Origin of the sequence: Microbacterium sp. 22296 (genome assembly GCF_052045385.1) — a bacterium.
Lineage (GTDB): Bacteria > Actinomycetota > Actinomycetes > Actinomycetales > Microbacteriaceae > Microbacterium.
Window position 1 is genome coordinate 1 of record NZ_JBQEOS010000021.1, and the last position, 440, is coordinate 440.

Below are 440 nucleotides of genomic sequence, written 5' to 3' on the forward strand. Positions count from 1 at the left end.
GCCTGATCATTCCCCGCCGAACCGATACCCAACTGCCCGAAATAATTGCTCGAACCCACCAGCACATTCGCCCCCACCACGGCGACCGAGTCCGACGCCTGAGACGCCTCGTCGGCGACGGTGACGGTCACCGACGATCCGGGGGGAGTCCACACGTCGGGCGTCACCGTGGTCTGGAACGAGCCGCTCGAATCGGTCGTCCCGCTAGTCGCTCCCAGAGCGGCCGCGCGGTTGGCCGCGAGCGTCAGAGCGGCCCCCGCGACGCCGACGGAACCCCCCGACACCTTTGCCTTGACGGTCGCAGGAGAGCCCGCCGCGATGGTGGACTCGACAACATTGACCGTGAGGGTCGACGTGCCGGTGATGAGGTAGAGGCCGTGGAATCCGTACTTGTTGTGCTGGGAGGCGCGCAGCTTGGTGACGGGTCGGACCGGGGTCAC

1 protein-coding gene is annotated in these 440 nt (G+C 67.5%); it reads right to left on the reverse strand.

What is annotated here, in order from left to right:
- On the reverse strand, window positions 1–440 hold a 440-nt coding region (locus ACTJJP_RS17370), incomplete at both ends, for a hypothetical protein (protein ID WP_440776239.1).